Below are 14873 nucleotides of genomic sequence, written 5' to 3'. Positions count from 1 at the left end.
GATGCGCATCGGCAGCGACCGAAGCCAGGACGAGCCGCATATCGACCTGGTGCCATTGATTGACGTCATCCTCGTCCTCATCATCTTTTTCGTGGTGACCACGACCTTCGACGCACGCTCCACGCTGCAGCTGCAGTTGCCGACCGCCAGCGACCAGCACACCAGTGCGCCGCCGCGTTCGTTGAGCGTGCTGGTCAACGCCGATGGGCGTTATTTCATCAACGATCAGGAAGTACTGCGCTCGGATGTGGATTCGCTCAAGCAGACCATCGCCCAGATCGCCGGCGATGACCGCGAACAGACCGTGCTGATGCGCGCCGATGCGCGGACCCCGTATCAGGCCGTGGTGACCGCGCAGGATGCGCTGGGCCAGCTCGGCTTCCGGCGCATTGCCATCGCCACCGCGCCTCCGGCCAGCGCCACCGGTACGACCGGCAAGACAAGCACCAACGGAACCCGCCAGTGACCATCTCCACCGACCGCCCGGCGCCAGTGTCTTCCTGGCGCACGTACCGTCGCCTGCTGGCGTTTGCCAAGCCGTATCGCTTGTTGCTGGTGGCCGCGTTGATCGCCGCGTTGATCGAAGCGGCCGGCACCACCGGGTTTCTGGCGTTGATGAAGCCGATCACCGACGAGACCTTCATCTACAAGAACGCCGAGGTCAGTCGCTGGCTGCCGGTGCAGATCATCCTGCTGTTCGTGGTGCGCGGCGTCGCCGGCTACATCACCGACATGGCCATGGGCAAGTCCGCACGCAGCATCGCGCGCGACCTGCGTATCAAGGTGATGGCCAAGTATCTGCGCCTGCCGGGGTCACGCTTCGATTCGGAGCCGGTGCCCTCGATGCTGATACGCCTGGGCTCGGATTCGGACCAGGTTGCGCAGGCCGCAGTGGATGCGGTCAAGGTCATGATCCAGCAATCGCTGCAGGTGATCGGTGCGCTGGCACTGATGCTGTGGCATAGCTGGCAGGTGACGTTGACCATCCTGGTGCTCGCCCCGGTGCTGGCCTGGGTGATGGACAAGGTGGCGCGGCGCTACCGCCGTATCAGCCACAGCATCCAGGAAAGCGGTGCGCAGCTGCTGCAGGCTGCCGACCAGACCTTGTCCAGCCATCAGGAGGTCAAGATCTACGGGGCCCAGCAGACCGAAATGGAGCGCTATGGCGCGCTGGCCAATCGCAACCTGCGCCTGGCGATGAAGGTCGAATCCACCCGCGGCATTTCCACTGCCACCGTGCAGATGATCGGCGCGATCGGCCTGTCGGCCCTGCTGTTCGTGGCCGGTGCGCAGGCCTTGGCCGGGCGCCTGACGGCCGGCGATTTCGTCGTGCTGATGACCTCGATGCTGACCATCATTCCGGGCCTCAAGCAGCTCACCAATGTGCAGAACATGGTGCAGCGCGGCCTTGCATCGGCCGAGCGCCTGTTTTCGGTGCTCGACAGCCCGGACGAGCCGGATCAAGGTACCGTGCCGCTGACGCGTGCCAAGGGCTTGATCGAATTTCGCGATGTCACGGCGCGCTACCCCGGCCAGGTCAATCCGGCGCTGGCCGATGTCAGTTTCGTTGCGCAACCGGGCACCGTCACTGCCATCGTCGGGCGTTCCGGAAGCGGCAAGTCCAGTCTGATCAAGTTGATCCCGCGTTTTTACGAAGCCGAGGCCGGGCAGATCTTGCTCGACGGTCATCCGGTGCAGGCGTATGCGCTGGCGGATCTGCGCAGGCAGATTGCGCTGGTGGGCCAGCAGGTGATGTTGTTCGACGGCAGCATCGCCGACAACGTGGCGTTCGGTGAAATGCGCAACGCCGATGCCGGCCAGTTGGAGCGGGCGATTCTGGGCGCAAACGCAATGGAATTTGTCGCGCAACTGCCCGAGGGGCTGCAGTCGCATGTCGGCACCAAGGGCGGGCGCCTGTCCGGTGGCCAGCGCCAGCGTCTGGCGATCGCACGCGCCATGCTCAAGGACGCGCCGGTCCTGATCCTGGACGAGGCCACCGCAGCGCTGGACAACGAATCCGAGCGCTTGGTACAGGACGCCCTGCACAAGCTGATGCCGGACCGCACCACGCTGGTCATCGCGCATCGCCTGTCCACCATCGAGCATGCCGATCAGGTGCTGGTGATGGACCAGGGTCGGATCGTCGAGCGCGGTACGCATCACCAATTGCTGGCGCAGGGCGGCTTGTATTCGCATCTGCACGGCATGCAATTCCGCGAACGCCCGGCATGAGCAAACGCGGCACCCGCACCCCGGGTTACTGGTACGACAACACGCCGATCCCCTTGCCGGCGCGCATCCTGGCGCCGGTCTACGGCGCTGCCATTGCATTGCGGCGGGCGCTGTATCGCCGCGGTTGGCGCCGGCGCCACCGGGTACCAGTGCCGGTGATCGTGGTTGGCAATGTCACCGCCGGCGGCACCGGCAAGACGCCGCTGACGATCGCCTTGGTCGCAAAGCTGCAGGAAGCCGGCTGGACGCCTGGCGTCGCCAGCCGTGGCTACGGCCGCGATGACGCAGGTACCGCGCGGTGGGTCGAAGCGGACACGCCGGTGGCGCTCGGCGGCGATGAGCCGGTGTTGATCGCCTGGAAAACCGGTGCACGCGTGCGTGTCGACAGCGACCGGCTCGCTGCTGCACGGGCGCTGGTCGAAGCGGGCTGCGACATCGTGATCTGCGACGACGGGCTGCAGCATTACCGTCTGGCGCGCGATGTCGAGATCGAAGTGGTCGATGGCCAGCGGCGCTACGGCAACGGACGCCTGTTGCCCGCTGGGCCGCTGCGCGAACCGGCCGCGCGGGCACGCGATTGCGATTTCCGCGTGGTCAATCTTGGCCAGGCCAGTGCGACTGCCGCACCGCAGGTGCCCGATGATGCCGGTTTCGGCGAGTGGCAGATGCGTTTGAGCATCGACAGCGTGCAGCCGATGGATGGCAAGCGTGCGCAGCCCTTGAGCATGCTTGCCGGGCAGCGCGTGCATGCGGTGGCGGGCATCGCGCATCCGGAACGTTTCTTCGCCATGCTGCGCGCGCGCGGCATTGGCGTGGTGCCGCACGCGTTTCCGGATCATCACGTCTACCGCGCCGCGGATTTCAGCTTCGGAAGCCGCCTGCCGGTGCTGATGACCGAAAAGGATGCGGTGAAATGCCGTCCGTTCGCCGACGAGTGGTTGTACAGCGTGCCACTGAAGGCGGAGCTGCCGGCCGCGTTCTGGGTGAGTCTGCTGGACCGCCTGAACAAATTGGCCAGCCGGCAGGGCGTGTGAGTGCATCACGGGCCATGGTGAGCATGCAGCTGGACGTTGCTGGCCAACCATCGCGAGCCAGGCGTCGAGGACGCGCTTGCTGCTGTGATGTGGCATCCAGGCTGCATGAAGTTTCGCAACACTCGGGCAGAGGTCTGCCCTGAAATATCGGTGCGCATGGCTGCGAGCAGGGCATGCAGCGCGTTTTTGAGTGCTGATGCCGTGCAGCGCAGCTCCCACTGAATACAGCCACTTCGCTCAATCACACATCGGCATCAAGCGATTCGGTTTTCTCGTTTCCCCACTGCATCCAGAGCGCGCACGTATGACACCCACCACGCCTGCCGATTTCGTCGTCGCCATTCCCGCCCGTTACGCCTCTACGCGGCTGCCGGGTAAACCGCTGCAACGGATCGGCGATCGCCCGATGATCCAGCATGTGGCCGAGCGTGCGTTGCTGGCGGGTGCGCGCGAGGTATGGGTGGCCACCGACGACGCGCGCATCGCTGCGGCGATCGATCATCTGCCAGGAGTGCATGTGGCAATGACCGGCGCCGCGCATCTGTCCGGTACCGACCGCCTTGCCGAATGCGCACGCATTGCCGGATGGGACGACCAGACCTGCGTGGTCAATCTGCAGGGCGACGAACCGTTTGCGCCGGCTGCAGGCATCCGTGCCGTTGCCGATCTGCTGCAGCACTCCGGTGCCCAGATGGCCACGCTGGCCGCGCCGGTGGACAGCGCGCACGACCTGTTCGATCCCAACGTGGTGAAGCTGGTGCGCACAGCCGGCGGCGATGCGCTGTATTTCAGCCGCGCGCCGATTCCCTGGCACCGCGACAGCTTCGCCAGCCAGCGCGAGAGCGTGCCTGCAGAAGGTCAGTGGCTGCGCCACATCGGCATCTACGCCTATCGCGCAGGCTTCCTGAAACGCTTCGCGGCCATGCCGCCTGGCATGCTGGAGCGCATCGAATCGCTGGAACAACTGCGCGTGATGGAAGCCGGTTATCGCATCGCCGTGGCGGTGACGCCCGAGCCGTTTCCGCCGGGCATCGATACCCCGGACGATCTCGTCCGCGCACAGGTGCGGGTGGCATCGCCATGAAGGTGCTGGTCGTCTGCCTGGGCAATATCTGCCGCTCACCGATGGGCGAGGGTGCGTTGCGTGCGCGGCTGGATGAAGCCCGTTTGTCGCGGCGCATCCAGGTCGATTCGGCCGGTACCGGCGACTGGCATGCCGGCGAGGCGCCGGACCCGCGCGCCATCCGCTGCGCGCGCGGTCACGGCGTGGATATTTCCGGCCTCCGCGCGCGCCAGGTGAAGCACTCGGATTTCGAGCATTTCGATTGGCTGTTGTGCGCAGACGCCAGCAATCTGCGCGATCTGCAGCGGCTCGCCCCGGCGGCGCAGCGCGACAAGCTCGCCTTGTGGCTGCCCTGGGCCGGCATCGACGCGCGCGATGAAATCCCCGACCCGTATACCGGCAGCATGGATGACTTCGAGCAGGTATGGCAGCTGGTCGACACTGCCGCGCGCCTCACCGTGGCCAGACTCACCCGCGGCTAATCGCGCTTGGGCATAATCACCGCATGAACGCCCAGCTCACCCAGGAACTGCCGGAATTTCCCACCTGGCTCAATGCCAGGCCCTCCACCTTGCAGGAGCATCGCGGCCGTGCGCTGGTGCTGGCGTTCGTCAACGCCAGTTCGGTGTGGTGCGCCGAACGCCTGGCCGAGCTTGCCCACTGGCAGGCGCGCAGCCCTGGCCGGCTCCAGGTGATCGTGGTGCAGGTGCCGCGTTTCGACAGCGAGCGCCTGCCGCAACGCTCGCTTAAACAACTGCGCGGACACGGCGTGAGTGCGCCGATCCTGCTCGACAAGGACTGGGAAACCTGGCGACGCTTCGGTATCGAATCCTGGCCCACGCTGGTGCTGCTGGATGCCTACGGCCGCGAGCGGCAGCGCCTGGTGGGCGTCACTGGCGACCTGGACAAGGCGCTGACTGCCCTGTGCGAGGGCCAGCAGCCGCCATCGGACGCCGACCTGCACGGCGTGGCCGAGCGCGAGCCCGAGCCGCACCTGGCGTTGCGTTTTCCTACCGGCCTGGCCGCGACCGAAGACCGGTTGTATGTCGCCGATACCGGCCATCACCGCGTGCTCGAGTGCACGCACAGCGGACGCGTACTGCGCCAATTCGGGCATGGCAATGCGGATTTCATCGACGGCGGTGTCGGCGAAGCGGCATTCCGGCGCCCGCAAGGTTTGGCGTTGGAACGCGATCAGCTGTATGTCGCCGATACCGGCAACCATGCGCTACGTCGTATCAACCTGCGCAGCGGGCAGGTTGATACTTTGTGCGGCACCGGTCGTTCCGGCGAGCCGGTCGAAGGCCCGCTGGCGTCGCCCGGTGCCTCTGCGCTCAACTACCCGCAAGGTTTGGCCATCGCCGACAACCAGGTGTTGATCGCCATGGCCGGCGATAACCGGATCTGGAGTTATCACCTGGGCCGAGCCGCGCTGACCGCGCGCGCAGGCACCGGTGCCCTTGAAATTCGCGACGGCAGCGGCCATCTCGCTGCTTTCGCACAGCCGGCCGGCTTGGCGTCCGTGCAGCAGGTAGCCTATGTCTGCGACGGGCTGGGCTCGTCGATCCGCACCATGCAACTGCGCGGCGATCTGGTGCAGACCTTGGTCGGCGGGCAGGGCACCTGGCAGTTTGGAGATCAGGACGGTCCACGTAGCACGGCACGCCTGCAGTTCCCACAGGCCATTGCACTGGCGGCCGATTCGCCGTTGCTGTGGATCGCCGACACCGGCAATGGCCGCCTGCGCTGCCTGCGCCTGGGCGGCGGTGAATTGACCACGGTCGCGCTGCCGCGTCGTCTGCATGGCCCGGCCGGTCTGGCGGTCACCGCCGGTGCGGTCTGGATCGCAGAAACCGATGCACATGCCATCTTGCGATACGACCTTGCAAGCGGCGCACTGAGTGATGTTTCGATAGACGAATGAGCGTCAGGCCCCACAACGATTTCGATGGAAAAGCGTTTGCTGCGCAACTGAGCACCGCGCCTGGCGTCTATCGCATGTATGCGGGCGACGATACCTTGCTGTACGTCGGCAAGGCCGGCGCGTTGCGCAAGCGTGTGGGCAGCTATTTCAACGGGACACCGAAGAACGCCCGGTTGACCTCGATGCTGTCGCAGGTCGCGCGCATGGACGTCACCGTCACCCGCAGCGAAGCCGAAGCGCTACTGCTGGAAAACCAGCTGATCAAATCGCTGTCGCCGCGCTACAACGTCTCGTTGCGCGACGACAAAAGCTACCCATACGTGTTGCTGACCCGCGAACAATGGCCCCGGATTGCCTTGCACCGCGGTCCGCGTGCGGTGCAAGGGCGTTATTTCGGCCCTTACACGGGCGTCACCGGTGTACGCGAGACGCTCAGCCTGATGCACAAGCTCTTCAAGCTGCGCAGTTGCGAGGACAGCGTATTCCGCAACCGTTCGCGGCCATGCCTGCAATACCAGATCGGGCGTTGCAGCGGTCCGTGCGTGGACTTGGTGGCGGCTCCGGATTACGCCGAATCGGTACGCCGCGCCACCATGTTTCTCGAAGGCAAGAGCGATCAGCTCGGCGAAGAGATCATGCACTCGATGCAGCAGGCCAGCGAGGCGCTGGAATTCGAGCGTGCTGCGCGTTTGCGCGATTTGCTCTCGTCGCTGCGCAGCATGCAGAACCGTCAATACGTCGACGGGCGTGCAGCGGATCTGGACGTGCTGGCCTGCGCCACGCAATCCAGTCAGGCTTGCGTCTTGTTGCTGAGTTTTCGCGACGGCCGCAATCTCGGCACGCGCTCGTTCTTTCCCAAGACCAACGGGGAAGACAGTGCCGACGAAATTCTTGGCGCTTTCGTATCGCAGTACTACGCCGAGCACTCTCCCCCGCGCGAAATCCTGCTCGACCGCGAGATCCCGGAAGCCGAGCTGATCGAAGCGGCGCTCAGTACGGCGGCCGAGCACAAGGTGGCACTGAAGTGGAACGTGCGCGGCGAGCGTGCCGGCTATCTGCTGCTGGCAACGCGCAATGCGCAGCTGACCCTTGTCACCGAGCTCACCAGCCAGAGCGCGCAGCACGCACGCAGCGAAGCCTTGCGCGAGATGCTTGGACTTGCCGAGCCGGTCAAGCGTGTGGAGTGTTTCGACATCAGTCACACCATGGGCGAGGCGACCGTCGCCTCTTGCGTGGTATTCGACGCCAGTGGCCCGGTGCGTGGCCAGTACCGGCGCTTCAATATTTCCGGCATCACGCCGGGCGACGACTATGCAGCCATGCGGCAGGCGATCGAGCGCCGCTTCCGTCGCGCCGTGGAAGAGAACGGCGTGCTCCCCGACGTGCTGTTGATCGACGGTGGCGCAGGCCAGCTGGCACAGGCGCAGGCCGCGCTGGCCGATCTCGGGGTCGAGAACGTGTTGCTGGTCGGCGTGGCCAAGGGCGAAGAGCGCCGGGCCGGGCACGAAGCGTTGATCATGGCCGACGGCCGCGAGCTGCGGCCGGGCGCGGCGTCGCCTGCGCTGCAATTCATCCAGCAGGTGCGTGACGAAGCGCACCGCTTTGCGATCACCGGCCACCGCGGTCGCCGCCAGAAGGCGCGCATGACCAGCAAGCTCGAGGATATCCCCGGCATCGGCCCTCGGCGCCGCGCGAGTCTGCTCAAGCACTTCGGCGGGCTGGTCGGGCTCAAGGCCGCTGGCGAGGCCGAGATTGCACGAGTGGAGGGGGTCAATGCCGCACTTGCCGCGCGAATCTACGCTAACCTGCACGGGCTGGCGCTTCCCGATGCGGCAGGCGAGGCAAGTCCGCAATGAAGTTGACCATCCCCACGTGGCTGACACTGCTCAGGATCGTGATGATCCCGGTGTTGGTCGTGGTGTTCTACCTGCCGTACACGTGGACGAATTTCGCGTCCGCCGGCGTGTTTGCGCTGGCCGCCATCACCGACTGGCTGGATGGCTGGGTCGCGCGGCGTTATCACCAATATTCCGCGTTCGGCGCATTTCTGGACCCGGTCGCCGACAAGTTGATGGTCGCCGTGGCGCTGTTCCTGATTGTGCAGGGCCATCCCACGCCGTGGATGGCGTTCTGGGCTGCAGTCATCGTCGGACGCGAGATTGCCGTCTCTGCACTCCGCGAGTGGATGGCCGAGATCGGCCAGCGCGCCAAGGTACGCGTGGCGGCCATCGGCAAGATCAAGACCACCGCACAAATGGTGGCCTTGCTGTGCCTGTTGTATTCGGTCACGCCTGGGCAAATGCCCACGCATGAAATCTGGCTGGGCAACCTGATATTTCGTGCAGGCTACTGGACACTCGCCATTGCGGCCTTGCTGACGCTGTGGTCGGGGTTTCAGTATCTGCAGGCTGCATGGCCAAGCCTGCGCGCCGACGAAAAAGCAGCGATCAGCAACAAGCCGAAAAAAATCGAAAGCAACAGTTGACAGCTATCCTGTTCGCTGTAGAATTTCGCCTCCCAAGCGGGAATAGCTCAGTTGGTAGAGCGCAACCTTGCCAAGGTTGAGGTCGCGAGTTCGAGTCTCGTTTCCCGCTCCAGATGTAGACAGGACCCCGCGTCAGGGGTCTCGTCGTTTCAAGGCAGGATGCCTTGGGTTTGATGTTTCGGCCTGGTGGTAGAGTGGTTATGCAGCGGACTGCAAATCCGCGTACGCCGGTTCAATTCCGGCCCAGGCCTCCACATCGCATGCGGTCTTCCTGCCATCGATAACGACGACAGGGCTGGCGCAACGAAGTAACACGCTGTACAATTTCGCTCCACGCGGGAATAGCTCAGTTGGTAGAGCGCAACCTTGCCAAGGTTGAGGTCGCGAGTTCGAGTCTCGTTTCCCGCTCCAAATTCGAACCCTGGATATCGATCGATATCCAGGGTTTTTTATTGGCCGCGTGTTATTGCCGGGGGCGTCCACGCACTACGCGGCGGCTGCGAAATATGAGCGGTGGTGCTGCGGTGTCCGGTAATGAGCGCATGTGCCAGTGCGCACACCTGTGCTTGGGCACTTGGACACGTGTGTTTGACTGATTGCGTTGGAGGAATGGCGCAACGCGATGTCGTGTGCACGCGTAATCGAAACGCAATCCGGGGCCAGGTGACCAGCGCGTTGGTTGCATGATGCGGATGATCGTGCATGGACATCAGCCGGTAAGCGGCGCGCAGACGATTGCGTGTGCGCCGACTCGATTACCTTATAAATCGTGTGCCCGGGGCGGGGGTCGAACCCGCATAGCCTTGCGGCTGAGGGATTTTAAGTCCCTTGCGTCTACCAATTTCGCCACCCGGGCATTGCGATAGCGTGCCTGATTGCGCGGCGATTGTGAATCTTTGCTGCGTCCTTCCTGCACTGCCTGGCGCCTGCGGCCTGCGTTATGCTGCCGCCGCATAGCGGGCCGCCACGGGCTGCGCACCATTTTAAGGAACCGCATGTCCGGCATCACGCTTCTCGCCCCCCCACAGGGGCGCATCGCCGTCATCGGCTTGGGTTATGTCGGCCTGCCGTTGGCGGTTGCATTCGGGGAGCAGCGCGACACCCTGGGCTTTGACATCGATGCGCAGCGCGTTGCGCAATTGCGCGATGGCCACGATGCCACGCTGGAACTGGACGATGCCGAATTGGCTGCCGCAACGCAGTTACGCTACAGCGCAAACGCCGCGGATCTGGCCGCGTGTCGCATTTTCATCGTGACCGTGCCAACGCCGATCGACAGCTTCGAGCAACCGGATCTGGAGCCGTTGCGTAGCGCCACGGCTTTGATCGCCGCCGCCCTCAAGCCCGGCGACCTGGTGATCTACGAATCCACGGTTTATCCAGGAACCACCGAAGAAGTGTGCGTGCCCTTGCTCGAAGCAGGCTCCGGGTTGCGTTTCAACCACGACTTCTTTTGCGGTTACAGCCCCGAGCGTGTCAATCCCGGCGATCGCCAGCGGCGTCTGCGCGACATTCGCAAGATCACCTCGGGCTCGACGGCGGACGCCGCTGATGCAGTCGACGCGCTGTACACCAGCATCATCACTGCCGGCACCTGGCGCGCTCGGTCGATGCGCGTGGCCGAAGCGGCAAAGGTGGTCGAAAACATCCAGCGCGACGTCAATATCGCACTGGTCAATGAGTTGGCGTTGATTTTCGACAAGTTGGGAATCGACACCTTGGATGTGCTCGAGGCCGCAGGAACCAAGTGGAATTTCCTGCCGTTTCGCCCTGGCCTGGTCGGTGGGCATTGCATCGGCGTGGATCCGTACTACCTGATGCACAAGTCCGAAAGCGTGGGCTATCACCCGGACCTGATCCACACCGCGCGGCAGGTCAACAATCGGGTCGGCCGACATGTGGCCGAGCGCGTGTGCGGCATGCTGGCCATGCGTGGCGTCGCGCTCGCGCAGGCGAGGGTGCTGGTACTGGGCGCCACATTCAAGGAAAACTGCCCGGATCTGCGCAACAGCCGCGCCCTGGAATTGGTGCAGTTGCTGCAGGCCGGGGGTGTGCAGGTGGACACTTGCGACCCGTGGGCAGACCCGGCTGAAGCGCTGCAGCACGGCGGTGTGCATTTAAGCCAGACGCCGGAAGAGGGCGCCTACGATGCCGTGGTGCTGGCAGTGGCGCACGCGCAGTATCGCGACTACGACGTCGCGCAGATCGCCGCGCTCGGCAAGCCGGGCGCGGTGGTGTACGACGTCAAATCGGTGTGGCCGCGTGCGGCAGTCAGCGATCGTCTGTAGCGTCTGCGTTGTGCTGCGCTAGCCACTGCACAGCGCCGCGTGCGGCGCGTCGGCCGCTGGCGAAGCAGGCGGTGAGCAGGTAGCCGCCGGTTGGCGCTTCCCAATCGAGCATTTCGCCAGCGCAAAACACCCCTGGTTGCGACTGCGCCATCAGCTGATCGTCCAGCGCCTCCAGCCGCACGCCGCCTGCAGAACTGATTGCTTCGGCAAGCGGACGTGGCCGCAACAGTCGCAGCGGCAACTGCTTGAGCGTGCGTGCGACCAACGCCACGTCGTCGCCCGCCTGCTTGCCGAGTTCTTCGTAGAGCAGGGCCGCCTTGACACCATCGATGCCGACCTGGCGGCGCAGATGCTCGCTGAAACTGCGCCCCTTGCGCGGTTGGGCCAGTTTGGCATGCACGCGTTCGAGCGAGCGGCCGGGAATCAGATCCAGCACGAGTTCGGCGACGCCATGGGCGTCGATCTGCTCGCGCAGGTCCGCGGCCAAGGCATAGATCAAGCTGCCCTCGATGCCGTTCGCTGTGGCCACGCATTCGCCCTGCAATGCATGCTGCATGCCGTTGCCATCCTGCCAATGCGCAACGACCGGTTTCAGCGGTGCACCTGCATGGCGCTGCACGAAGTGCGCACTCCAATCGATATCGAAGCCGCAGTTGGCCGGCACCAGGGGCGCTACCGCGATACCGCGTTGCTGCAGTGTTGCTTGCCACTGGCCGTCGGAACCAAGCTGCGGCCAGCTGCCGCCACCAAGCGCCAGCACGACTGCCTCTGCACTGCACTCCACAGCACCGGTGGGTGTGTCGAAACGGAGTGCGCCGTTTTCAGTCCAGCCCAGCCAGCGGTGCTGCACATGAAACGTGACACCCTGCTCCTTGAGCCGGCGCACCCAGCCGCGCAGCAAGGGTGCGGCCTTGCGGTCCATTGGAAAGACACGGCCGGAACTGCCGACGTAGGTCTCGACACCGAGCTCTCGCGCCCAATCGCGCAGCGCATCAGCATCGAAGTCCTGCAACCATGCGGAAACCGGTTGCTGACGTTGGCGATAGCGTTGCGCAAACAGCGGCATCGAATCGGAATGCGTGAGGTTCAAGCCGCCTTTGCCAGCGATCAGGAACTTGCGTCCCACCGAGCCCTTGGCTTCGTACAGATCCACCGCCAAGCCTGCCGCGCAGGCCACTTCCGCCGCCATCAAACCGGCCGGCCCACCGCCGATCACGGCCAGCCGCTGCCTGCTCAGATCAGTCATCGTCAGGCACTCAGCGCGGCTGCACGCCCAGCAATTCCACATCGAACACCAGCGATGCACCGGGCGGTATCACGCCACCGGCGCCGTTGTCGCCATAGCCGTAATCGGGCGGAATCATCAAGGTGCGCTTGCCGCCGACACGCATGCCGGCCACGCCATCGTCCCAGCCGCGGATGACCTGGTGGCCGCCTAGTACGAATTGGAACGGCTCGGCACGATCCAGCGAGCTGTCGAACTTCTTGCCGTGCTTGTCGGCGGCTTTTTCGTCGTAGAGCCAGCCGGTGTAGTGCACGGTGACCATGGCGCCTGGTGTGGCCTCTGCACCGGTCCCCACGGTGCGGTCGATCCGCTCGAAACTGGCGATGGTGCCGCCGGAGGGCGGCAGGGCGGGCGCGCAGCTTGCGAGCAACAGGGCGACAACGAGCGTCAACAAAAGGCGCATGGCAGGGTCCATGGAGAAAGGCCGCCATTATCGCACCTGGCTCCCGGTATCATCGCGGCATGGCCAAGCTGCTGCTCAATCTGCGCAATGTTCCCGACGACGAAGCCGATGAGGTGCGGGCGTTGATGCGCGAGCAGCGCGTGCAGATCTATGAAACGCGCCCCAGCAACTGGGGGATTTCCGCTGGCGGTATCTGGCTCAGCGACGATGCCGACTATCCACGCGCCAAGGCGGCGATGGATGCCTACCAGGCGCAGCGCGGCGCGATTGCGCGTGCCCAGCGCCAGGAGGAACTTGCAGCCGGCACTGCGGAGACCTTTGGCGCGTTGCTGCGCAGGCGACCGGTCTTCGTGCTCGTGACGCTGATCGGCATGCTGGTCGTCGCCTCGCTGGTGTTGCTGCCGTTTGTGCTGTTGCGCGGCTGAGTGCGCGGCATGACGCGCTTGCAGGCACGCTGCTGCACCGTGCTGGACGTCCCATCCACGGCGCTCGCTAGGGGCTGCCCGCGGCCCTAAAATAGCCGCATGATGATCAATACCGCCGCCTACCAGTTCGTCACCATCCAGGATCCGCAGACACTTGCCGACGGCGTGCGCGCGCAAGCCGAGCAGCATGCGCTGAAAGGATCGGTGCTGGTGGCCGAAGAGGGCATCAACCTGTTCCTGGCAGGGGCTGCCGAGCAGATCGACGCGTTCTACGCCTGGCTGCAGGCCGACGCGCGGTTTGCGCAGATGCGCATCAAGTACAGCGAAAGCGCGCATCAGCCGTTTGCGCGGCTCAAGGTCAAGATCAAGCCGGAGATCATCAGTTTTCGGCGCGACGATGCATCGCCGCTGCAAGGTCGTGCACCGTCGGTGACGCCTGCCGTGCTGCGCGAGTGGCTGCGGAACGGGCAAGATGATCGCGGCCGTCCGCTGGTGTTGCTGGACACGCGCAATGCGCAGGAAGTGGCATACGGGACCTTCCAGGGTGCATTGACGCTGCCGATCGACAAGTTCACCGACTTGCCTGGCGCGCTGGAACCGCATCGTGGCGCGTTGGCCGATGCCACGGTGGTCAGCTTCTGCACCGGTGGCATCCGTTGCGAAAAGGCCGCGCTGTGGATGCAGGCCGATGGCATGGACAATGTGCTGCAACTGGAGGGCGGAATCCTCGGCTACTTCGAAGAGGTCGGTGGCGAAGGCTACGAGGGCCGCTGCTTCGTCTTCGACGAACGCGTTGCGCTGGATCCCGAATTAAAACCCTTGGTGGACGCCGACCGTACCGCCTAGCCAGTGAAAATCTGACCGAGCGCGACTGCATTGCCCGATGTCACCGGTCGCCCTGGCGCCCGCATCATCGGCACACGTTGCATCATCTTGCCTAGAGACATCGCGCCATGCGCACGTCATGCATGCTCTAGTGACGTGTCATAACGCTCTAACTTGGGCGTAATACGTCGCATCGAGCTTGCCCTGAATTATTCACGGAGATAGGCTGCACCAGCCAGCCGCTAGCGAGGACAACAAGGATGACCATCAGAGTTTTTCTGATCGACGATCATGCACTCGTGCGTACAGGCATGAAGATGATTCTGTCCAAGGAAGTGGACGTCGATGTGGTGGGTGAAGCAGAGAGCGGCGAAGCCGCATTGCCGCAGATTCGTCAACTCAAACCGGACATCGTGCTGTGCGATCTGCATTTGCCCGGCGTCAGCGGCCTGGAAATTACCGAGCGCATCGTCAAGGGCGACTACGGTACGCGGGTCATCATCGTCTCCGTGCTCGAAGACGGCCCATTGCCCAAGCGTTTGCTCGAGGCAGGCGCCTCCGGCTATGTGGGCAAGGGTGGTGACGCGCACGAGTTGCTGCGCGCGGTGCGTGAAGTCGCACTGGGACGGCGTTATCTCGGCAATACGATCGCGCAGAACCTGGCTCTGTCTAATCTGGAAGGTGGCGGTTCACCGTTTGATGCATTGTCGCCCCGTGAGCTGGAAGTGGCCTTGCTGCTGACCCAGGGCCTGCGCCAGGAAGACATCGCCAAGCGCCTGAACCTCAGCGCCAAGACCATCAACACGCACAAGGCACGCCTGTTCGAGAAGGTCGGCATCCAGGACAACATTGCGCTGGCGCGGCTAGCCAATCAATACGGTCTGACCGATCCCTCCAGGGTGCTGTGAA

The 14873-nt window shown here is 64.3% G+C and carries 14 protein-coding genes and 4 tRNA genes; 15 read left to right on the top strand and 3 right to left on the bottom strand.

The genetic code is table 11. The annotated features are described in order from the left end of the window. Position 1: 1 nt before the first annotated feature. The 11 genes from ACDH77_RS10695 to ACDH77_RS10645 all read left to right on the top strand — a co-directional run bounded on the left by ACDH77_RS10695 (position 2) and on the right by ACDH77_RS10645 (position 9149). Positions 2 to 466 (top strand): ExbD/TolR family protein, encoded by a 465-nt coding sequence (locus ACDH77_RS10695; protein WP_008576649.1) that lies wholly within the window; start codon positions 2 to 4, stop codon positions 464 to 466. After that, positions 463 to 2232 (top strand): lipid A export permease/ATP-binding protein MsbA, encoded by a 1770-nt coding sequence (gene msbA / locus ACDH77_RS10690; RefSeq protein WP_372353451.1) that lies wholly within the window; start codon positions 463 to 465, stop codon positions 2230 to 2232. Before ACDH77_RS10695 ends, msbA begins: the two co-directional genes overlap by 4 nt. Then, positions 2229 to 3266, top strand: coding sequence for a tetraacyldisaccharide 4'-kinase (lpxK, locus tag ACDH77_RS10685; RefSeq protein WP_008576646.1), 1038 nt, complete (start codon positions 2229 to 2231; stop codon positions 3264 to 3266). The genes msbA and lpxK overlap by 4 nt, the downstream gene beginning before the upstream one ends. A gap of 304 nt (positions 3267 to 3570) precedes the next feature. After that, positions 3571 to 4350, top strand: coding sequence for a 3-deoxy-manno-octulosonate cytidylyltransferase (kdsB, locus tag ACDH77_RS10680; protein WP_031422841.1), 780 nt, complete (start codon positions 3571 to 3573; stop codon positions 4348 to 4350). After that, positions 4347 to 4811, top strand: a complete 465-nt coding sequence (locus tag ACDH77_RS10675; protein ID WP_031422838.1) for a low molecular weight protein-tyrosine-phosphatase — start codon at positions 4347 to 4349, stop codon at positions 4809 to 4811. The genes kdsB and ACDH77_RS10675 overlap by 4 nt, the downstream gene beginning before the upstream one ends. Before the next feature lie 23 nt (positions 4812 to 4834). Next, entirely contained in the window at positions 4835 to 6253 is a 1419-nt protein-coding gene (locus ACDH77_RS10670) for a hypothetical protein (RefSeq protein ID WP_031422836.1), read from the top strand. Further along, entirely contained in the window at positions 6250 to 8109 is a 1860-nt protein-coding gene (gene uvrC / locus ACDH77_RS10665; RefSeq protein ID WP_008574530.1) for an excinuclease ABC subunit UvrC, read from the top strand. Before ACDH77_RS10670 ends, uvrC begins: the two co-directional genes overlap by 4 nt. Next, the gene (gene pgsA, locus ACDH77_RS10660; protein ID WP_005916703.1) at positions 8106 to 8738 is read left to right on the top strand and encodes a CDP-diacylglycerol--glycerol-3-phosphate 3-phosphatidyltransferase; all 633 of its coding nucleotides are present in this window, start codon (positions 8106 to 8108) and stop codon (positions 8736 to 8738) included. The genes uvrC and pgsA overlap by 4 nt, the downstream gene beginning before the upstream one ends. Before the next feature lie 36 nt (positions 8739 to 8774). After that, a tRNA-Gly gene (locus ACDH77_RS10655) sits at positions 8775 to 8850 on the top strand. 68 nt (positions 8851 to 8918) lie between these two features. Next, a tRNA-Cys gene (locus tag ACDH77_RS10650) sits at positions 8919 to 8992 on the top strand. A gap of 81 nt (positions 8993 to 9073) precedes the next feature. After that, positions 9074 to 9149 (top strand) — tRNA-Gly (locus tag ACDH77_RS10645). A 361-nt stretch (positions 9150 to 9510) separates the two neighbouring features. Here the strand turns inward: ACDH77_RS10645 and ACDH77_RS10640 are convergent. Next, a tRNA-Leu gene (locus ACDH77_RS10640) sits at positions 9511 to 9594 on the bottom strand. Positions 9595 to 9733: 139 nt separating this feature from the next. On the opposite strand from ACDH77_RS10640, the gene ACDH77_RS10635 reads away from it, so the two are divergent. Next, positions 9734 to 11026, top strand: a complete 1293-nt coding sequence (locus ACDH77_RS10635; RefSeq protein WP_011347602.1) for a nucleotide sugar dehydrogenase — start codon at positions 9734 to 9736, stop codon at positions 11024 to 11026. Here the strand turns inward: ACDH77_RS10635 and ACDH77_RS10630 are convergent. Both ACDH77_RS10630 and ACDH77_RS10625 read right to left on the bottom strand, forming a co-directional pair. Beyond that, positions 11010 to 12272, bottom strand: a complete 1263-nt coding sequence (locus ACDH77_RS10630) for a TIGR03862 family flavoprotein (protein ID WP_031422830.1) — start codon at positions 12270 to 12272, stop codon at positions 11010 to 11012. The genes ACDH77_RS10635 and ACDH77_RS10630 overlap by 17 nt on opposite strands. A 10-nt stretch (positions 12273 to 12282) precedes the next feature. Continuing rightward, positions 12283 to 12714 carry an FKBP-type peptidyl-prolyl cis-trans isomerase gene (locus ACDH77_RS10625; RefSeq protein WP_014090254.1) on the bottom strand — a complete coding sequence of 144 codons (432 nt, stop codon included), beginning with the start codon at positions 12712 to 12714 and terminating at the stop codon, positions 12283 to 12285. 59 nt (positions 12715 to 12773) lie between these two features. On the opposite strand from ACDH77_RS10625, the gene ACDH77_RS10620 reads away from it, so the two are divergent. The 3 genes from ACDH77_RS10620 (at position 12774) to ACDH77_RS10610 (ending at position 14872) form a co-directional block, all read left to right on the top strand. Then, positions 12774 to 13139, top strand: a complete 366-nt coding sequence (locus tag ACDH77_RS10620) for a DUF6164 family protein (protein ID WP_008575660.1) — start codon at positions 12774 to 12776, stop codon at positions 13137 to 13139. A 99-nt stretch (positions 13140 to 13238) separates the two neighbouring features. Then, positions 13239 to 13985 (top strand): sulfurtransferase, encoded by a 747-nt coding sequence (locus tag ACDH77_RS10615; RefSeq protein ID WP_031422827.1) that lies wholly within the window; start codon positions 13239 to 13241, stop codon positions 13983 to 13985. Between the two features lie 239 nt (positions 13986 to 14224). Further along, entirely contained in the window at positions 14225 to 14872 is a 648-nt protein-coding gene (locus ACDH77_RS10610) for a response regulator (protein WP_003489223.1), read from the top strand. Position 14873 lies beyond the last annotated feature (1 nt).

The sequence above is a fragment of the Xanthomonas axonopodis pv. maculifoliigardeniae genome, assembly GCF_041519315.1.
GTDB lineage: Bacteria > Pseudomonadota > Gammaproteobacteria > Xanthomonadales > Xanthomonadaceae > Xanthomonas > Xanthomonas euvesicatoria.
Note: the sequence above shows the minus strand (reverse complement) of the source record. Positions and strands in the feature narration are given on the sequence as shown.